The following is a 20,293-nucleotide window of genomic DNA, read 5'->3' as shown; positions in this document are numbered from 1 at the left end:
TTCGAGTGTTTAATGCATTTGGGTTATTTTTAGTAGAATTTTCTATTTAAAATATAAATTTTTTACTTATAATGTATTTTTGTAAATTTATTTATTAAAATATTGGAATAAGTATTGACATGGATTAAACAAAGATATATATTATTTTATGTTGCATAAACAAATTGGCAAAATAGAGATGGAAGATAAAAATATGGTCAAAGTAATAAGAGTCTATGGTGAATGCCTAGGAGCTTTAAGGCGAAGAAGGTCGTGGTAAGCTGCGAAAAGCTTGGGGGAGAAGCAAACATTTATTGATCCCAAGATTACCGAATGGAGTAATCCAGCTAGCAAGATGCTAGCTATCTATTATTTAAATAATAGAGGCGATACCAGGGGAAGTGAACCATCTAAGTACCCTGAGGAAAAGAAATCAAAGAGATTCCCTTAGTAGTGGCGAGCGAAAAGGGAGTAGCCCAAACTTTAAATGTGTCAAGCTGCAGAGCGTTGCATTTATGGGGTTGTAGGACGTTTAGGCTTAGTCTGTGATAAGCAAAAAAGTTACAAAATATTTATATAGAAGAATAATCTGGAAAGATTAACCAAAGAAGGTGATAGTCCTGTAATTTAAATGTAAATATCTTTTTAAAATGTTCCTGAGTAGGACGAGGCACGAGAAACCTTGTTTGAAGCTGGGGAGACCACTCTCCAAGGCTAAATACTAAAAAGCTACCGATAGAGAAGAGTACCGTGAGGGAAAGGTGAAAAGAACCCCGGGAGGGGAGTGAAATAGAACTGAAACCGTAGACTTACAAGCAGTCAAAGCCGTAATTAATTGCGGTGATGGCGTGCCTTTTGCATAATGAACCTGCGAGTTATCATGTCTAGCAAGATTAAAGCATAGAAGTGCTGGAGTCGAAGCGAAAGCGAGTCTTAAAAGGGCGATTTAGTTAGATGTGGTAGACCCGAAGCCGAGTGATCTATTTATGGCCAGGCTGAAGCTTGGGTAAAACCAAGTGGAGGGCCGAACTCTAGTCTGTTTAAAAAGGCAGGGATGAGCTGTGAATAGGAGTGAAAGGCTAAACAAACTCGGAGATAGCTGGTTCTCCCCGAAATGGATTTAAGTTCAGCCTTATTTTAGTTTAATAGAGGTAGAGCACTAATTGAGCTAGGGCCTGTCAAAGGGTACCAAACTCAGTTAAACTCCGAATGCTATTAAATGATGAATAGGAGTGAGACTATGGGCGATAAGGTTCATAGTCGAGAGGGAAACAACCCAGACCAACAGCTAAGGTCTCAAAAATGTGTTAAGTGGAAAAGGAGGTTTAGGTACGTAAACAGCCAGGAGGTTGGCTTAGAAGCAGCCATACCTTTAAAGAGTGCGTAATAGCTCACTGGTCGAGTACTTAAGCGCCGACAATGTAACGGGGCTAAACACATTACCGAAGCTTTGGATCTTAACGAAAGTTAAGGTGGTAGGGGAGCGTTCTGTAAGCCAGAGAAGTTAAACTGGAAAGTTTGATGGAGGTATCAGAAGTGAGAATGCAGGTATGAGTAACGAAAAAATGGGTGAGATTCCCATTCGCCGAAAACCTAAGGTTTCCTGGGTGAAGGTCGTCTTCCCAGGGTTAGTCGGCCCCTAAGGCAAAGCTGAAAAGTGTAGTCGATGGGAAACGGGTTAATATTCCCGTACCTCTTATAGTTTCGATGGAGTGACGCATGAGGTTAACTACTGCTAGGCGATGGTTGTCCTAGTTTAAGCATTAAGGTGATGATCTTAATAGGAAAATCCGTTAAGAGAGCTAAGATGTGATGATGAGTGCTATTTAGGTAGTATGAAATGTAGGTAGTCAAGGTGCCAAGAAACAACTTCTAAGGTTAGGCTATAAGGGACCGTACCGCAAACCGACACAGGTAGGTGGGATGAAAATTCTAAGGCGCGCGAGAGAATCCACGTTAAGGAACTCTGCAAAATACGTACGTAACTTCGGAATAAGTACGACCTAAGCAATTAGGTAGCATAAAAATGGTCCAAACGACTGTTTACCAAAAACACAGGTCTCTGCAAATCTGTAAAGAGAAGTATAGGGACTGACACCTGCCCGGTGCTGGAAGGTTAAGAGGAGATGTTAGTTTATTCGAAGCATTGAATTTAAGCCCCAGTAAACGGCGGCCGTAACTATAACGGTCCTAAGGTAGCGAAATTCCTTGTCGGGTAAGTTCCGACCCGCACGAATGGTGTAACGATTTGGACGCTGTCTCAACGTGGAGCTCGGTGAAATTGAAGTATCGGTGAAGATGCCGATTACTTGTGGTTAGACGGAAAGACCCCGTGAACCTTTACTATAGCTTGGTATTGAGATTTGATTAAATATGTGTAGGATAGGTGGGAGACTTTGAAGCTATCTCGTTAGGGGTAGTGGAGTCAATCTTGAAATACCACCCTTGTTTAATTAGGTTTCTAACTTATAGAAATATGAGGAGAGTGCCAGGTGGGTAGTTTGACTGGGGCGGTCGCCTCCTAAAGAGTAACGGAGGTGCGCAAAGGTTACCTTAGAGTGGTTGGAAATCACTTTGTAAGTGTAAAGGCATAAGGTAGCTTAACTGTAAGACTGACAAGTCGAACAGATACGAAAGTAGGTCTTAGTGATCTGGCGGTGGCAAGTGGAAGCGCCGTCACTTAACGAATAAAAGGTACTCCGGGGATAACAGGCTTATCCTTCCCAAGAGTTCACATCGACGGAAGGGTTTGGCACCTCGATGTCGGCTCATCGCATCCTAGGGCTGGAGCAGGTCCTAAGGGTATGGCTGTTCGCCATTTAAAGCGGTACGCGAGCTGGGTTCAGAACGTCGTGAGACAGTTTGGTCCCTATCTGCCACAAGCGTTGGATATTTGAGAGGAGCTATCTTTAGTACGAGAGGACCGAGATGGACGAACCTCTAGTGTACCAGTTATCCTGCCAAGGGTAAGTGCTGGGTAGCTACGTTCGGAAAGGATAACCGCTGAAAGCATCTAAGTGGGAAGCCTTCCTCAAGATGAGATATCCTTTAAGGGTCCTGGAAGAATACCAGGTTGATAGGTTAGAAGTGTAAGTATAGTAATATATTAAGCTGACTAATACTAATTACCCGTATCTTTGGCCATATTTTTGTCTTCCTTGTAAAAACCCTGGTGGTTAAAGAAAAGAGGAAACACCTGTTATCATTCCGAACACAGAAGTTAAGCTCTTTTTCGCTGATGGTACTGCGAGTTCGCGGGAGAGTAAGTTATTGCCAGGGTTTTTATTTTTATATTTTAAATCTTGATTTTATTTTATGTTTTTTAAATGTTAGTGTTTTTTAATGTATTATTTAATTAACATAAAAAATAAAATATATATTGACACGGATTAAACAAAGATATATATTATTTTATGTTGCATAAACAAATTGGCAAAATAGAGATGGAAGATAAAAATATGGTCAAAGTAATAAGAGTCTATGGTGAATGCCTAGGAGCTTTAAGGCGAAGAAGGTCGTGGTAAGCTGCGAAAAGCTTGGGGGAGAAGCAAACATTTATTGATCCCAAGATTACCGAATGGAGTAATCCAGCTAGCAAGATGCTAGCTATCTATTATTTAAATAATAGAGGCGATACCAGGGGAAGTGAACCATCTAAGTACCCTGAGGAAAAGAAATCAAAGAGATTCCCTTAGTAGTGGCGAGCGAAAAGGGAGTAGCCCAAACTTTAAATGTGTCAAGCTGCAGAGCGTTGCATTTATGGGGTTGTAGGACGTTTAGGCTTAGTCTGTGATAAGCAAAAAAGTTACAAAATATTTATATAGAAGAATAATCTGGAAAGATTAACCAAAGAAGGTGATAGTCCTGTAATTTAAATGTAAATATCTTTTTAAAATGTTCCTGAGTAGGACGAGGCACGAGAAACCTTGTTTGAAGCTGGGGAGACCACTCTCCAAGGCTAAATACTAAAAAGCTACCGATAGAGAAGAGTACCGTGAGGGAAAGGTGAAAAGAACCCCGGGAGGGGAGTGAAATAGAACTGAAACCGTAGACTTACAAGCAGTCAAAGCCGTAATTAATTGCGGTGATGGCGTGCCTTTTGCATAATGAACCTGCGAGTTATCATGTCTAGCAAGATTAAAGCATAGAAGTGCTGGAGTCGAAGCGAAAGCGAGTCTTAAAAGGGCGATTTAGTTAGATGTGGTAGACCCGAAGCCGAGTGATCTATTTATGGCCAGGCTGAAGCTTGGGTAAAACCAAGTGGAGGGCCGAACTCTAGTCTGTTTAAAAAGGCAGGGATGAGCTGTGAATAGGAGTGAAAGGCTAAACAAACTCGGAGATAGCTGGTTCTCCCCGAAATGGATTTAAGTTCAGCCTTATTTTAGTTTAATAGAGGTAGAGCACTAATTGAGCTAGGGCCTGTCAAAGGGTACCAAACTCAGTTAAACTCCGAATGCTATTAAATGATGAATAGGAGTGAGACTATGGGCGATAAGGTTCATAGTCGAGAGGGAAACAACCCAGACCAACAGCTAAGGTCTCAAAAATGTGTTAAGTGGAAAAGGAGGTTTAGGTACGTAAACAGCCAGGAGGTTGGCTTAGAAGCAGCCATACCTTTAAAGAGTGCGTAATAGCTCACTGGTCGAGTACTTAAGCGCCGACAATGTAACGGGGCTAAACACATTACCGAAGCTTTGGATCTTAACGAAAGTTAAGGTGGTAGGGGAGCGTTCTGTAAGCCAGAGAAGTTAAACTGGAAAGTTTGATGGAGGTATCAGAAGTGAGAATGCAGGTATGAGTAACGAAAAAATGGGTGAGATTCCCATTCGCCGAAAACCTAAGGTTTCCTGGGTGAAGGTCGTCTTCCCAGGGTTAGTCGGCCCCTAAGGCAAAGCTGAAAAGTGTAGTCGATGGGAAACGGGTTAATATTCCCGTACCTCTTATAGTTTCGATGGAGTGACGCATGAGGTTAACTACTGCTAGGCGATGGTTGCCCTAGTTTAAGCATTAAGGTGATGATCTTAATAGGAAAATCCGTTAAGAGAGCTAAGATGTGATAATGAGTGCTATTTAGGTAGTATGAAATGTAGGTAGTCAAGGTGCCAAGAAACAACTTCTAAGGTTAGGCTATAAGGGACCGTACCGCAAACCGACACAGGTAGGTGGGATGAAAATTCTAAGGCGCGCGAGAGAATCCACGTTAAGGAACTCTGCAAAATACGTACGTAACTTCGGAATAAGTACGACCTAAGCAATTAGGTAGCATAAAAATGGTCCAAACGACTGTTTACCAAAAACACAGGTCTCTGCAAATCTGTAAAGAGAAGTATAGGGACTGACACCTGCCCGGTGCTGGAAGGTTAAGAGGAGATGTTAGTTTATTCGAAGCATTGAATTTAAGCCCCAGTAAACGGCGGCCGTAACTATAACGGTCCTAAGGTAGCGAAATTCCTTGTCGGGTAAGTTCCGACCCGCACGAATGGTGTAACGATTTGGACGCTGTCTCAACGTGGAGCTCGGTGAAATTGAAGTATCGGTGAAGATGCCGATTACTTGTGGTTAGACGGAAAGACCCCGTGAACCTTTACTATAGCTTGGTATTGAGATTTGATTAAATATGTGTAGGATAGGTGGGAGACTTTGAAGCTATCTCGTTAGGGGTAGTGGAGTCAATCTTGAAATACCACCCTTGTTTAATTAGGTTTCTAACTTATAGAAATATGAGGAGAGTGCCAGGTGGGTAGTTTGACTGGGGCGGTCGCCTCCTAAAGAGTAACGGAGGTGCGCAAAGGTTACCTTAGAGTGGTTGGAAATCACTTTGTAAGTGTAAAGGCATAAGGTAGCTTAACTGTAAGACTGACAAGTCGAACAGATACGAAAGTAGGTCTTAGTGATCTGGCGGTGGCAAGTGGAAGCGCCGTCACTTAACGAATAAAAGGTACTCCGGGGATAACAGGCTTATCCTTCCCAAGAGTTCACATCGACGGAAGGGTTTGGCACCTCGATGTCGGCTCATCGCATCCTAGGGCTGGAGCAGGTCCTAAGGGTATGGCTGTTCGCCATTTAAAGCGGTACGCGAGCTGGGTTCAGAACGTCGTGAGACAGTTTGGTCCCTATCTGCCACAAGCGTTGGATATTTGAGAGGAGCTATCTTTAGTACGAGAGGACCGAGATGGACGAACCTCTAGTGTACCAGTTATCCTGCCAAGGGTAAGTGCTGGGTAGCTACGTTCGGAAAGGATAACCGCTGAAAGCATCTAAGTGGGAAGCCTTCCTCAAGATGAGATATCCTTTAAGGGTCCTGGAAGAATACCAGGTTGATAGGTTAGAAGTGTAAGTATAGTAATATATTAAGCTGACTAATACTAATTACCCGTATCTTTGGCCATATTTTTGTCTTCCTTGTAAAAACCCTGGTGGTTAAAGAAAAGAGGAAACACCTGTTATCATTCCGAACACAGAAGTTAAGCTCTTTTTCGCTGATGGTACTGCGAGTTCGCGGGAGAGTAAGTTATTGCCAGGGTTTTTATTTTTATATTTTAAACCTTAAATTTATTGTGTATATTTATTTTTATACAGGGGTAAAACCATTGTATTTTAATAAGGAAATTTTAAAATAAAATGAAAAAAGCAAACTTTTTAAGTACTAATTTTTTAATTTTACTTTTGGTTTGCTTTGTAAATACCAATTTATTTCCCAAGGATTTTTTCAAGTTTAAGCTTATAGATCAATTTTTTCCTTTTTACTATAAGAATAATAAAGGAGAATATGAGGGGCTTATTTTTTCTATTTTAGATAAATGGGCAAAAGATAATAGTGTTGATATCAAAGTTGAACATATTGATAATTTAAATGAAAGTGAAATTGAAGACGAAGCAATATATTTAGGGTTGACTTATAACACAAGATTAAATGATTTTTTTTATTTTAAAAATGAACTTGCTAGGAGCATTTCAATTTTATTTTCTAAAAGCTCTAATAAAAAATATAAAAATACCCATTCAACATTTTTATCCAATTTTAATATAGGAGTTATTAAAAATACAATATATGAAGATATCTTAAGATTAAAAAGTGCTAACACTATTTTTTTGGCTGATAGTTCTCAAGAGTTAGTATTGGCTTTAAAAAATAATAAGGTTGATTATATATATGGTGATTGTAAGACTTTACATTATATTGCAAAGCGGTTTTTAGGTGAAGACCTTGTGATTTTTCCCGGAGATGTTTTTTATAGTATTAAAAATAGAGTGGCTATTAGTAGAAATGCACCTGAGATAGTAAAGAATTTGAATTTAGATTTGTTTTCTTATTTAATGAAAATACCTGAAGAACTTATTATTTCTTTTTTAGATAGTACTTCTAAGGGAAATTTTATTGATGTTGGTTTATATAATGATTATCCCCCTTTGAGTTTTATTAATTCACAGGGAAAATTGTCTGGTATTTTAGTGGATTTATGGAATCTTCTCTCAAGGCAACATATCTTTAAGCCTATTTTTAAGGGATTTTCCAAAGAGGATATTAAGAAATCATTAGATGGAAAGTCAGTGGGTATTTTTGGCGGAATTATTAGTAATGATAGTGTATTTGAAAATGTTAATTATGTAGTAAGTAAGCCAATATATCCTCTTAATTTTAAATTTTATTCTAAAGACCTAAATAGTGATGCTGGTCCAATAAATTCTCAGTTTATTGATTTTAATTTTAATAACATTCAATTAAATAAAAATAAAGATATTGTTAACAACTTTATAGATATTGTTAATAATTCATATGGATTTATAGAAAATTCAATAACAACAAAATATTTATTAAAATTAAATGGATATAACGGCAGATTAAAATCTTACGATTCGATTTTTAATAAAAATAGGTTTTTAGTATTAGCTATTGATAACAGGGTTTACAAGGTTATTAAATATATTCTTAATTCTATATTTGATGATATTTCATTTGAATCTTTACTTCAAATAGATAAAAATTGGTTGGATAAAGAAGAGATTAATAGTTCTAGAATAAATAGTTATAAAATTATGAATAAGGTTAAATTTAATATAGAAGAAAAAATTTGGTTATCAAAAAATAATAAATTAAATCTTGTTGTTAAAAATTGGTATCCAATAGATTATGTTGAAGCAAATAATTATAAAGGAATAAATCAATTTTTGCTTGATAAGATTAGAATGTTTTCCGGTTTAGAATTTAACATAATTGAAGCTCAAAATAGTTTAGATCTTAAAAAATTAATCAAATCTGGAAAAATTGATATGCTAAATACTAATGCAACCGATTCAAATTTAGATAATGTTTTCAATATAAAATTAAATTCTCGAATTCCACTTTATATTTTTTCAAATAAAAAAAGGGTGCTTCCATCTAGAACTTTAGAAAGGTTTGCTGTACTTGAATTTTTATATAGTAAAAATTTGGCCTCTAATATTAAATCAAAGCTTGTTCTGGTAAGTAGCTTTAAAGAGGCCCTTCTTCTGCTTTATAAGGGAAAGGTAGATGGGATTATTAGTGATGAGTATACAGCTGCTGCTGTTTTTGAAGAATTAAATATTGCTGATGTTGAGAAGCTTCCTACCTTTAGAGACTTAGCTTTTGATTTGAGTCTTGCTATTTATAATCAGGATTATATCTTGAAAGAAATTGTTCAAAAAGTTGTTATGCGCTCGAATGTTGGCAGTCAGATGTATTTAAATGATTGGAAATTTGATATTTATTATAAATCCAAAGGCGGCAGGGTTAATAATTTCAAATTTCTAGTGTCAACAGTCATTTTATTTTATTTTACTTTTTTAGGATTTGTAATAATATTTATGTTCAGATTATCATTTGAGCAGAAAAGAAGATATTCTTTTGTAATGAATGAAAAAAAGATTGCAGAAGCTGCTAATGCTGCTAAAACCATTTTTATAGCTAACGTCAGTCATGATATTCGTACCCCTATTAACGGAATAATGGCGGCTACTGAGCTTTTAGATACAACTATTCTTACAGATGTTCAAAAAGACTATGTTAGGATGATAAATTATTCATCTGATTCTTTGCTTTCTTTAATTGATGATATATTGTATTTGTCTAAAATAGATGTTAATGAATTATATGTTGAGAGTCAAGAGATTGACTTAGAGAGTGAAATGGAAATGGTTTTAAAAACTTTTCAATCTCAATGTGCAAAGAAAAATATTGATTTATTCTCTTATTCTAAATCTATTTTTAAAAATTATATAAAAGGTGATATTGTAAAAATTAAACAAGTTTTAATTAATTTAATAGGAAATGCTTTTAAATTTACAGATGATGGTGTTGTTGTTTTAAACTATGAAGAAGTATGTAGAACAAGAGCTGATGACAATACTTTAGTTACAGTTGAATTTAAGGTAATAGATACAGGCAAGGGTATTGAAAAAGACAATTTTTCTAAGATATTTGAAATATTCAAACAAGAGGATGATTCTTCTTCAAGGGTTCATGAGGGCGCAGGATTGGGGTTGTCAATATCTAGAGAGCTTGTAAGACTAATGGGTGGCCTTGGCATTGCTGTTGATAGTAAGGTGGGAGAGGGTACCACTTTTTCATTTATGTTGCCCTTTTTATTGGGCGGTGAGCTTAAAAGTAAAAATTTGTCAATCAATAGATCTCAATCAATAAATGGTGATAATAAAGTGTTAAATGTGCTTTTAAGCCAAAAAGCTATTAAAATTTTTGAACACTGTTCGATTTTATTGGGATGCTCTTCTAATGTGCGCTATGTAGCGTCTTTTGAGGATGCTTATAAAGTTTTCAAAGAATATCCTTTTTATAGCTTTGTTTATGTAAATGTAAATAACGATAATATTCAAGAGAGTATTCTATTTGCCAATAATATTGAAAGACTAAGCTCTGATGTGAAAATTATTTTTTTATTTTATTATTTAGATAATAAAGCTCTGAAAAATTTAAAATATATGTATGTTAAAAAGCCTTTAATGGGGCTTGGTATATGTTCTATTTATAAAAAAGACTGTAACCCAGAAATGGATTTTGAAGACTTGGTTCCAATAGATAGTGCTTTTAAGATAAAAGAACCCATTAATGTTTTAATAGCTGAAGATAATCAGGTAAATCAAAAAGTGTTAAAGGATATTCTTGTTGTAATAGGCATTAATAAAAATTTTATTGATGTTGTAGATGATGGAGTAAAAGCTTTAAAATCTTTAAAAAATAAAAAATATGCTATCTCTTTTATTGATATACGAATGCCAAGGCATGATGGATTTTCAGTGGCCAAGGAAATTAGAAAATTTGAAAAGGCTAAGAATTTAAAACCGTGTGTTTTAGTTGCTGTAACAGCGCATGCTTTGCAAGAGTATAAAGACAAGTGTCTTGCAAGTGGTATGAATGATTATATCTCAAAACCAATACACATAAGTTCAATTAAAGCTATATTAAAAAAATACTTACAATTTGAAGTTAATGATATTTGGAAGAATGAAGATTTCAATCAACCTGTTAAATTTCCCAATCTAGATGTTAATAGGGCCTTAAAAGAGTTAAATCTTTCATATGCATCATATTCTGAATTATGTAGAGGGCTTGTTGATTTTATCTCTATTAATATTATTGATTTAGAAAAAGCTTTTGATGAGGGAAATTTGTCTTTAGTTAAGGATATATCTCACTCAATATCTGGAGCTCTTTCTAATATGCGTAGTGAATTGTATAAAGATTTTCAAAAAATTGAAACAAGTAAAGATTCAATTGATGAGTTGAAAAAAATGTATTTTTTTGTAAAAGATGATTTATTTCAATTAATAAGCGACATAAAGGAAAATGTTTTAGTTGAGTCTAAGATTGTTAGTGAGAATAAGCTATACTTTAAAAATGATGATCAATTTTTAAGCCTTCTCAATAAACTTTTAATTGCTATTAAGACTAGAAAGCCAAGAGAATACAGAGAAATTCTTGAGAGTATTGACAAATATGTTTTAGACGATAATATTAAGGTATTATTTAGTGATCTTCGCAGGAATTTAAGACTATATAGATTTGCTGAGAGCTCTAAGATTCTTGAAGAGATTATTGAAATGCTTAATAATAAGAGATATTAGCAGTGGAAATGATAATTAAAGATAAAGTTTTTGAAGCAGAGAGTCAAAAGCTTTTAATTGTGGATGATTCTCCCACCAATTTAGATTTATTGGTAAGTATATTGCAAGATGCTTATGAGATTGAGGTTGCAACAAATGGACTTGATGCTTTAAAGCAGGTTGAAAAAGATAGTCCGGATCTTGTACTTCTTGACATAGGACTTCCAGATATTAGTGGCTATGAGGTATGTAGAAAGCTAAAAAGTGATCCTGATACTAAAGAGATTCCTGTAATTTTCATTAGTTCAAGGAGTTCTACAGATGCTCAACTTGAAGGATTTAACGTTGGTGGAGTAGATTATATTTTAAAACCTTTTAATAGTCGAATAATTGATGCTAGAGTTAAAACGCATCTTGAATTAAAGAGGTTAAGAGATTATTTTAAAAGCTTGTCTAGAATTGATGGGCTTACTCAAATTCCAAATAGAAGATTTTTTATGGATAAATTTTCTAAGTCGTGGATGAAAGCTTTAGAAAGCAAGGAAATAATAATTGTTGGGATGTTGGATATTGATAATTTTAAAAATTACAATGATAATTATGGTCACACAAATGGTGATGAATGTCTTAAATTGATTGCTAAAGCTCTATATAAGGTTTCTTTAAAATATAAAATAGATGTTGCTCGATATGGAGGAGAAGAATTTATTTTTTTTTCTGTTAACAAAAGTCTAAATGAAATGATTGGCATTATTAAAACAATGATTAATGATATAAAGTGCTTAAGAATAGTTCATGAGCACAGTAATGCTTCTAGCATTGTGACTGTTTCAATTGGTCTTGCTCAAGAAATTCCTATTGATAATAATTTTACCAATATCATAAAACTTGCTGATTGTAAGCTTTATGAGGCTAAAGTTTCTGGAAGAAATCAGTTTAGATATTAAATTTATATTTATTATACTTTAGTATTTATAAGTTATAGAGATTCCAATAGAATCATAATAAAAATAAGAATTGCCGGTTGCTATTCTTTTTGAAATATCAGCCAGTCCAGCTGTGTTACTTGTGTATGTGGGATTTGTAGATAATTTAAATTGAAGGCCAAGTGTTAAAGGTTTGATAACTTCAAAATTAGCAACAATAGAAATATTGTGATAAAAAATATCACTTCCCCAGCCCTTATTTTTCCAAGAGCTTATGTTTCTTTCTTTGCCAATTTGTGTTTTTCCTTCGTAAAGTAGCCCTATAGTGTTAAGAGGTATTGGCATTTTGTAAGCTAAAAGAGCATAAGGTTTTATTAACATGCCATTTATATTTTTACCATCATCTGCTTTATATTTCCAAAGTTGATCTTTTTTTGCATGGGGATTGATTAAGTATGTAAAATCATTTCCAATAACTGTAATAATATGTGTCCATTCTCCTTGAAAAATAGCGTTTAAGTCAAATTGGAATCGCCCCCCTACTGTTATTTCTGAATAAAATTCAATAGCATTTGAATATTTTCCATTTTCAATGTGTACGCCAACTCCCTTAAATCCAAAAGCTTGCCAACCTATACCAAGTTCATTTGATGCATATACATTTAAAAAAGCAATAGGAGTAAGGCTTACTTTACTTTTAAATGAGACACTTACAGGAGACAATCCAATATTTAAATCTATGTCTATGCCATTATTTTTAAAAAATATAGAATTGGGATTGTGCAAAGCTTTGAAATTTTTATAGTAGCCTAAATATGATATTAGTTTTATTCTCCCCCAATAATTGACTGGAATTTTTAATCTTGGTTTAATATTTTGGAAGTTAGGGTGTTTAAAACTTTGTGAAAAGCCGCTTCCATTTGTGCCCAGCTCGTGGGGAGGATAATAAGCAGATTGAAAATTAAGGTAAAAGTATTCATTATTGAATCTTAAGCTCTGTTGATCTTGAGCAAGAATTATTTTTGCTTGCAAAATTAACAAGCAAAAGCAAATTTTTTTTAACATTTTTACTTTTAATGCCTTTTACATTTAATTTTTTTTTAACAATATTTTAATTATTTTTTTTCTCATTTCATCAATCTTAACTGATGCATCAATGTTGTTAAGTCTAGAGCATTTTGAGTAAAATTCTATTAATGGTTTTGTTTGTAATTTATATTCTTTAAGCCTTGTTTTTAAGGATTCTTCTTTATCATCTTCTCGTTGGTAAAGATCTCCTCCGCAAACATCGCAAATACCAATTTTTTTTGTGGCTAGGGTGTATATATTGAAAATATTATTGCAAGATTTGCAAATTCTTCTTCCCGAGAGTCTTTTTATTACCAACTCTTCATCAATTAAAAAGTTTATTATTTTTACATTTGGCAAAAATTTGTCAAGAGCTTCGGCTTGACAAATATTGCGCGGAAATCCATCTAAAATAAAATCTTTGCTATTTTTAATAGTTTTAATTTTATCTTCTACTATTTTGATTGTAATTAGGTCAGGAACCAGCTCTCCCTTTTCAACAATTTTTTTTATTTCTTTCCCAAGAGCCGTAGAATTTAAAATATTTTCTCTAAATAAATCTCCTGTTGAAATGTGTTGGTATTTAAATTCATTAGAAATAATTTTTGAAATAGTCCCCTTTCCAGAACCTGGAGGACCTAAAAATACAAGCCCCATATATACTCCTGTGTAAATATTTATTATTTTAAGGGTTTATTTGAAAACATTTAATAAAAATTTAAGTCCTACAATTGTTCCAATCGTAGATCCAAGGTTTACAAAAAGCACTATTAATAGAATTCTTGTAACTTTGTTTTTGAAATATCCTTTTATTGTCGACAATTCTTCTTGTAGATTTTCAAAATCTTTGACCTTTGGCTTGTTTATATAAGCTTCAACAAGTCCTGCTACCATGCCTGTTCCTATGAATGGTATTAAGGAGAATATTGGAGAACCTACAACAGCTGTTAAAATCGTTAAAGGATTAGACTTTAATAAAATGGATGCGATGCCTGAAAAAAGAGAGTTAGATATTATCCAAAGCTTTAAATTTTTGTAAGCAAAATCAAATCCCTTAAAGTAAAAAGAGCCTACTATTAGTAAAATGATTGAAATTGTAATCAAGTAGGATAGCATTTTGCTAAATGAAAAATGTTTTTTAGGGATTCTCTCAAGTTCTTCAACGTTTATTATTTTTTTATTTTGACTTATTTCTTTTAAATTTCTAATTATTCCGCTTACATGCCCTGCGCCCACAACGGCAAGAATAATACCTGTTCCTTCAAGTATTTTGTTTGTAATAAATTCGTCTCTTTCGTCAATTAAAACTTTTTTTACTTTGGGTATTTCTTTGGAAAGTTCTTCCATTATTTTTGAAAGAGCGTCCTGTTCTTTGAGTTTTTCAATTTCATCTTTTGTAATTTTTGCATCTGTTAGGGAAAAAAGGCTTGAGATTATTTTTGCTTTTTCAAATATTGGAATAGACATCCAAGCTCTTTTTAGAGTTGTCTCAATTTTTCTGTCAGCAAGAATTAGTGGAATATTGTGTTTTTTAGCTTTTAAAATAGCCGTTTTCATTTCTTCACCGGGTTTTATTCCCTGTTCTTTTGCTAATTTTTTTTGAAAGTTGCTAAGAATTATGTTTATTATGAGAAAGAAGGCCTTTCCTTGTTTTAATGCTTTATCTATATCTAAGTTTCTCCATTTTTCATTTTCATTGGTGTTTAAGATCGAATGATAGCGAGCCTCATCAAGTTCAACGGCAATATAGTCTGGCTTTAAGATTTCTATTAAATTTGCAGTATCTTCTGAGCTTTTTTTTGACACGTGAGCAGTTCCAAGTATATATATTGTTTTATTGTGTATATTAAATTTACTTACATGAGAAAAACAGTCTTCTGTTTTGGCGTTTTCTTGTTTATTGTCCAAAAAATATTCCTTGTTTAAAAAAAATTAGCTATTAATTAGTATAGCTTTTAATAATTTTACCATATGGTTTAGTGGAACTATATAGTCTATATTATTTTCCTTTATTGCTATTTTTGGCATTCCAAAAACCATTGAACTTTCTTTGTCTTGCGCAATAGTTAGTCCCCCAGCTTTTTTTATATCTCCAATTTCTCTTGATCCGTCATTTCCCATTCCAGTCATTATTAGAGCAATTGCTTTGTCTTTTGCAATCTCTGCTATAGATTGAAATAATACCCCAATAGATGGTTTGTGACCATTTATATGTTTGCCATCGAGGGTTTGTATTTGATAGTTGCCATAGATTTTTTTGATTTTTGTATGATATCCGCCTGAGCTTATGTATACATGTCCTTGCTTTAATATTTCGTTATTCGTGGCTTCTTTTACGTTTATTTTGCAAAGATTGTTAAGATTTTTTGCAAATTCTTTTGTAAATCCTTTAGGCATGTGTTGAACAATTATTATTGGGGGAAAGCTTTCAGGTATTTCTGGTAATATTGATTTTAAGGCTACGGGGCCCCCTGCTGATACTCCAATTGCTATTATGTCAAATTTTCGCAGTTTAAGTTTTTTTATTTCTTTTTCATTTAATATTTTTTCTTTTGCATATTCTTCAAGTTGGGTTAATGAAGAAATGTCATTTTTGTGATTTAAAAAAAAATTAGCTCTTTCATAGTTTTTTGTATTCACATTTTTATTGCAAACAGTTTTGTTTTTTATAGATATCGATCCATAGGCCAAAAGAGAATTGATAATTTGTTCTTTTTTAATTTCATGTGATTTTTTATTTTTAGATACTAAAATAAGAGCATCGGCGCCCTTTAAAGCAGCAATATTTATTAGGTTTTGATTTGAAGATGTGACGACAATTGGTATTGTTTTGGTTATATTGTTTTTTTTCTCCAAAAATAGAATGTCTTTAATATTGTTTTCTTCTAAATTCATTAATATTACTTCGGGGTTATGTTTTTTAAGTTTATTTGTTGCAAATTTGCCATTAGAAGCAGTTGCAATGACTTGGAGTTTTGGAGATGAATTGATAAGGTCTGATATAAGTTTTCTCTTTACAGCAAAGTATTCTATGATAAGTACAGAAATTTTTGTTTCCACCGTTACTTTTTCCCTATTTTATTCTTGTTTAATTATAACTTATATTTATTTTGTGATTTAGATTTTTCTTTTTGACCGCTAGTATCTTTTTTTTCATATATTATTGCCCAAGGCGTTTTTAAAAATTTAAAAGGAAGGTTGAGCCCAAAAAGTGATTCTGAGTGCCCTATAAATAAATAACTGTTTTTAGACATATTGTTGTAAAACTTTTTAAGTACTTTAATTTTTGATTTTTCATCAAAGTATATTAATACATTTCTGCAAAAAATAACATCAATTTGTGAAAAATTACTTTCAAAGTTTAGGTTATGATAGTCAAATCTTATATGATTTTTAATTTCATTTTTAATTTTATATCCGTTTGAATGAGGATATATATAGTGCCTGTATTCTTTAGGAATATTTTCACATTTATTTGATGAATAATATCCTTCTTTTGCTATCATTAAAGATTTTAAGCTTAAATCAGATGCAATAATAACAAAATCTATTTCTTTTGGAAGCTTTGATTTGAGTACAAATGCTAATGAATAAGGTTCTTCTCCTGTTGAGCATCCTGCAGACCAGATAATAATCCTATTTTTTTCTTCTGTGTTTTTAATATTAATTAAATTGGGAATTATAAATTTTTCAAAAGTTTGAAAATGTAGTGAATTTCTAAAAAATTTTGTTAAATTAGTTGTGACTAAATCCAAGAAATATTCTTTTTTTAATTTTTCACTAACTATTAAATTATAAAGTTGTGATGGGCTTTCAAGGGCAAGATCTCGTACTGCGTCATTCACTCTGCTTTGAAGAACAAATTTATTTTTTTCATCAAAACGAATTCCACTATTGTTGTATATAAAATCGCAAAATTTTAAAAATAGTTTATCTTCAATTTCTAGCATTTTTGGGAACCCGATTAATTCTTCTCTTTATAAATAAGTATTACCTATTTATAATAAATCTCTAGGTAAGAATATTTTTTTTGAAAAAAAATTGTAAAATTAATATAAGTAATTTTACTATAAGGCATAGTTTTATAAAAATGTTTTTGTTTATTTTAATTTATTTGCAATAATAAATGAGGAACTTAATGAGTGTTGGAAATAAATATTTGCAAATGTTGATTTAATATGCATTTAAAAAGATCAAACGATGTTTAATGGGATTAAAAGAGCAATTCTTAGAGAAGATATTAAGTATGAAATTTTTAGAAAATTTTTTCATGTTTTTAGCTTAATAGTTTTGGTTTTTTATGGAATAAATTTTTGGATAGGACTTGTTTTTAATATACTTTTTATGATTTTATATTTAAGTTCTGAAATTTTTAGAATTACTAACAAAAAATTACTTTTCTTTAAAAATATTTCAAACATAATATTAAAATCAAGAAAAATATTGCCGAATAAAGTATCTTTTTCGCCCATTTTTTTGTTTTTAGGCATATTGATGTCATATTGTTTGGCTATGCATCCTTTTAATTATATTGGAATATTTTCGGTATGTCTTGGTGATGGATTTGCAAGTCTTGTTGGGAAATTAATTCCTTCTTTTAAGCTTGTAAATAATAAAACGATTTCTGGAAGTCTTGTTGTATTTTGTGTTACTTTTTTTTCATATTATTATTTTTTTCCTTATTTAACAGTAGCTTTAATTCTTGGAATTTTAGCAGTATTGGTAGAGCTTTTTGATTCTGCTAATTATGACAATTTATTTTTACCACTTATTGTTTCAATTTCGTCCTATTTTTTAACTTCCTTTTTTTTATAGCCAGTAAAAGAAAATTTTTCCTGATTTTTTTAAGTAGATTGGTATGCCAATTGAGATTGGGAGAAAGGCATAAGGTATTTTTAGTAAATTCAAGTAAATTCCACTTAATATTAAGAGCATGGAAACAAAAAGTAAAAAATAATCAAAGCTTTTTTTTCTTAAAAAGGCTACTATAAAGTTTGTTAAAATAAGCAATAAGAATGCGTCTATGTAAAATTTTGTACTTTCGATTTTAAGAATGCTGTGGTTTTGACTATTTTCGTACGAATTAATAGGCATTGTGTAACTATATATGCAGGCAAAGATCAAAATAATATAAATTGTATAATGTATTGATTTTATTTTGAAATCGCATATATATAAACTTAGAAAAAATAAATTTAATAATGAAAAAGTATTTACAAAAAGGATAAATTTTGTAAATAAATAATAACTTGAATTTAGGTTATTTTTTAAAAAAAAATCTTCAGAGACCAAAATAGGTTCTAATGTATATGAACAAATAAAACAATAGAAAAATATAAATTGTATATTGTTGGTTCTTTTGTAGTTAATATATGACCACAGCGAGCCTATGATTCCAGCAATAAATATGGCTAATTTATTAACCAATATTATAAAATTATTATTGTAAATTTCTAGAATATAATTTTGATAATTTTCATTATATTTTATTTTATAAGAGAAAGTCAGTATAACTAGTGTTGCTAAAATAAAAATTATAAAAAGAAAGAGATTAATAGAAGAGTTTAACTTTGCAAATAGTGATTTCATTTAAATTTCCAAGAAAGCGTGTTTTGTATTTTTTTAATCTTTTTTTTAATTTTTGAATCAAGTTTTTCAAAAAAATCTATCTTTGTTTTTTTTTCAATTGAATCGACGCTAACAACATAATTTTTCAAATCCAAGTCTTTTGCTTTTTCATTTGGGATAATAAAAGAGATTATGTCATAATAATTATTATTAATTGCCAGTACTATTTTATAAAAATTTTTAGGTATCAAAATTTTGTTTTTACCAATAAATCCTTTATTTTCTGTTAAAATTCCAGCGCTAATGATATATATATATCCTTTTGAGATTGCCCATTCCCTTACTAATTTTTCAAGTTTTAGCCAAATTCCAGAATTGAATTCGCTTTTTTGAGGTGACATATTTGATAAAAAATATGTATCTGTCATTGCATTTTCAGAAAAAGACATGTCTGCAGAACTTACTATGTGTCCTCTGTCATAACCGCTTTTAAAGTAATCTTCAAGTTTTGGAAAAGTGCCCCTGATATTGGTGTCTTCAAAGAATTTGGTGCTCCTTTTAATTTTTTTTGATTTTAACAAAGTTAATGCTAGTTCTACCATTTCTCTTTTAAGTGGATAAGCAGCCCATTCGGATTGTCTTGCGCTTTCAGCATACCCTAAGGTGTAGTGTTTTTTCCTTATTATTTGAGTAGTAAGATATCCTTTTGGTATTAATTGGGATTCTTTTATTGGAATAGATTTTGTAATGGTAATGTATTTATTTTCTATTATTTCTAAATAGTCAGAAATTTTGTGTTTAATTTGTTTTAAGGCTTTGGGATTTAAAGAAAAAAATAAAAATCCTGTTAGGCATAAAATATAGCAGTAAAGAAGAAATTTTGACCTTTTTTTCATGTTTCCAACTCGTTTTCGTCCTTAAAATTATATCTAATAGTGAAATTAAAAGAAATGTTAAATGTATCTAAAAATAAAAAATCAATTTTAAAGTCCAGCCCCATTAAAGGAATTGCCTTTTTAGAAGAAATTTCAATAAACATATAAGGCTCTATTATATAAGGCAATTTTTCGTAAAATCGAATGTCTCCTATAAAGTTTGTAGATAGGTAAAAACGACCACCTATGCCAATGGTGGCAGAAAAATATTTTGTTTTTTTAATTAAGTTTGCAATGTGCCAGTTTATTCCTCCTCCAATATAAGATTTAAAGTATTGCATGTTTTGGGGGATATTAAGGCTTTCTTTTGTTAATATCATAGCAACAATTAAAAAATCAAAAGTATTATTAGAAAATGTATAATAGGGCCTAAAAATAAGGTGTTTAATATTTGAATTTAGAAAAACTCCAATTCCAATTCCAATTCCTGTTGAATATGTAAATCCTCTTTCTGGGCTAAAAAAATTAGAACTTTGTTTGGGTTGATTATTTTTTTCATTAGTATTGTCTTCTTCGTTTGTAAGTGCATTTAAAGTGGGAATGATAAGCAATGTTAAGAAAATGCAAATGTTTGGATTTTTTTTCATAAACAGATTATTTTAAATAATATAAAAATTGTTTTGCCTTTTCAATATTATGACATGTATTTAGAGAGAATTCCCCCGTTTAGCTTAAAAAATATTTTTTATATTAGGTGGCTGTAGTATGTATTTTATTGTATATTATACAATATGTTTA

11 protein-coding genes and 4 rRNA genes are annotated in these 20,293 nt (G+C 31.9%); 7 read left to right on the top strand and 8 right to left on the bottom strand.

Going from position 1 to position 20,293, the window contains the following annotated elements:
* Positions 1–195 precede the first annotated feature (195 nt).
* From QIA22_RS02650 to rrp1, 6 genes are all read left to right on the top strand, one after another.
* A 23S ribosomal RNA gene (locus tag QIA22_RS02650) occupies positions 196–3,124 on the top strand.
* A gap of 23 nt (positions 3,125–3,147) precedes the next feature.
* A 5S ribosomal RNA gene (gene rrf / locus QIA22_RS02645) occupies positions 3,148–3,258 on the top strand.
* 181 nt (positions 3,259–3,439) lie between these two features.
* A 23S ribosomal RNA gene (locus tag QIA22_RS02640) occupies positions 3,440–6,368 on the top strand.
* Positions 6,369–6,391: 23 nt separating this feature from the next.
* Positions 6,392–6,502 (top strand): 5S ribosomal RNA (gene rrf / locus QIA22_RS02635).
* 98 nt (positions 6,503–6,600) lie between these two features.
* Positions 6,601–11,079, top strand: coding sequence for an ATP-binding protein (locus QIA22_RS02630; protein ID WP_301611606.1), 4,479 nt, complete (start codon positions 6,601–6,603; stop codon positions 11,077–11,079).
* 2 nt (positions 11,080–11,081) lie between these two features.
* Complete coding sequence (gene rrp1, locus QIA22_RS02625; RefSeq protein ID WP_301611605.1) at positions 11,082–12,005, top strand: cyclic-di-GMP-producing response regulator Rrp1; 924 nt, start codon at positions 11,082–11,084, stop codon at positions 12,003–12,005.
* 18 nt (positions 12,006–12,023) lie between these two features.
* Here rrp1 and QIA22_RS02620 read toward each other — a convergent pair whose 3' ends face one another.
* Genes QIA22_RS02620 through QIA22_RS02600 form a run of 5 tightly spaced genes read right to left on the bottom strand, consistent with a single transcriptional unit; the run spans position 12,024 to position 17,002 of the window.
* Positions 12,024–13,049 (bottom strand): hypothetical protein, encoded by a 1,026-nt coding sequence (locus tag QIA22_RS02620; RefSeq protein WP_301611604.1) that lies wholly within the window; start codon positions 13,047–13,049, stop codon positions 12,024–12,026.
* 24 nt (positions 13,050–13,073) lie between these two features.
* Positions 13,074–13,709: an adenylate kinase gene (locus tag QIA22_RS02615; protein WP_301611603.1), complete on the bottom strand. Its 636-nt coding sequence runs from the start codon at positions 13,707–13,709 to the stop codon at positions 13,074–13,076.
* Between the two features lie 36 nt (positions 13,710–13,745).
* Entirely contained in the window at positions 13,746–14,960 is a 1,215-nt protein-coding gene (locus QIA22_RS02610; RefSeq protein WP_301611602.1) for a TraB/GumN family protein, read from the bottom strand.
* Between the two features lie 24 nt (positions 14,961–14,984).
* Entirely contained in the window at positions 14,985–16,112 is a 1,128-nt protein-coding gene (locus QIA22_RS02605) for a chemotaxis-specific protein-glutamate methyltransferase CheB (RefSeq protein ID WP_301611601.1), read from the bottom strand.
* Positions 16,113–16,144: 32 nt separating this feature from the next.
* On the bottom strand, positions 16,145–17,002 hold the full coding sequence (locus tag QIA22_RS02600) for a protein-glutamate O-methyltransferase (protein ID WP_301611600.1): 858 nt from the start codon (positions 17,000–17,002) through the stop codon (positions 16,145–16,147).
* A gap of 250 nt (positions 17,003–17,252) precedes the next feature.
* Between QIA22_RS02600 and QIA22_RS02595 the strand changes: the two genes are divergently transcribed.
* Complete coding sequence (locus QIA22_RS02595) at positions 17,253–17,867, top strand: diacylglycerol/polyprenol kinase family protein (RefSeq protein ID WP_301611599.1); 615 nt, start codon at positions 17,253–17,255, stop codon at positions 17,865–17,867.
* Here the strand turns inward: QIA22_RS02595 and QIA22_RS02590 are convergent.
* Genes QIA22_RS02590 through QIA22_RS02580 form a run of 3 tightly spaced genes read right to left on the bottom strand, consistent with a single transcriptional unit; the run spans position 17,862 to position 20,142 of the window.
* On the bottom strand, positions 17,862–18,641 hold the full coding sequence (locus QIA22_RS02590; protein WP_301611598.1) for a hypothetical protein: 780 nt from the start codon (positions 18,639–18,641) through the stop codon (positions 17,862–17,864). The genes QIA22_RS02595 and QIA22_RS02590 overlap by 6 nt on opposite strands.
* Entirely contained in the window at positions 18,638–19,516 is an 879-nt protein-coding gene (locus QIA22_RS02585) for a DNA/RNA non-specific endonuclease (protein WP_301611597.1), read from the bottom strand. Before QIA22_RS02585 ends, QIA22_RS02590 begins: the two co-directional genes overlap by 4 nt.
* A complete protein-coding gene (locus QIA22_RS02580) occupies positions 19,513–20,142 on the bottom strand; it encodes a hypothetical protein (protein ID WP_301611596.1) in 630 nt (209 codons plus the stop codon). Before QIA22_RS02580 ends, QIA22_RS02585 begins: the two co-directional genes overlap by 4 nt.
* Positions 20,143–20,293: the final 151 nt, after the last annotated feature.

The sequence above is a fragment of the Borreliella kurtenbachii genome (assembly GCF_030437945.2).
Taxonomy (GTDB): Bacteria; Spirochaetota; Spirochaetia; order Borreliales; family Borreliaceae; genus Borreliella; species Borreliella carolinensis.
The sequence above is the reverse complement of the archived record's forward strand: the minus strand, read 5'-3'. Positions and strand labels throughout refer to the sequence as shown.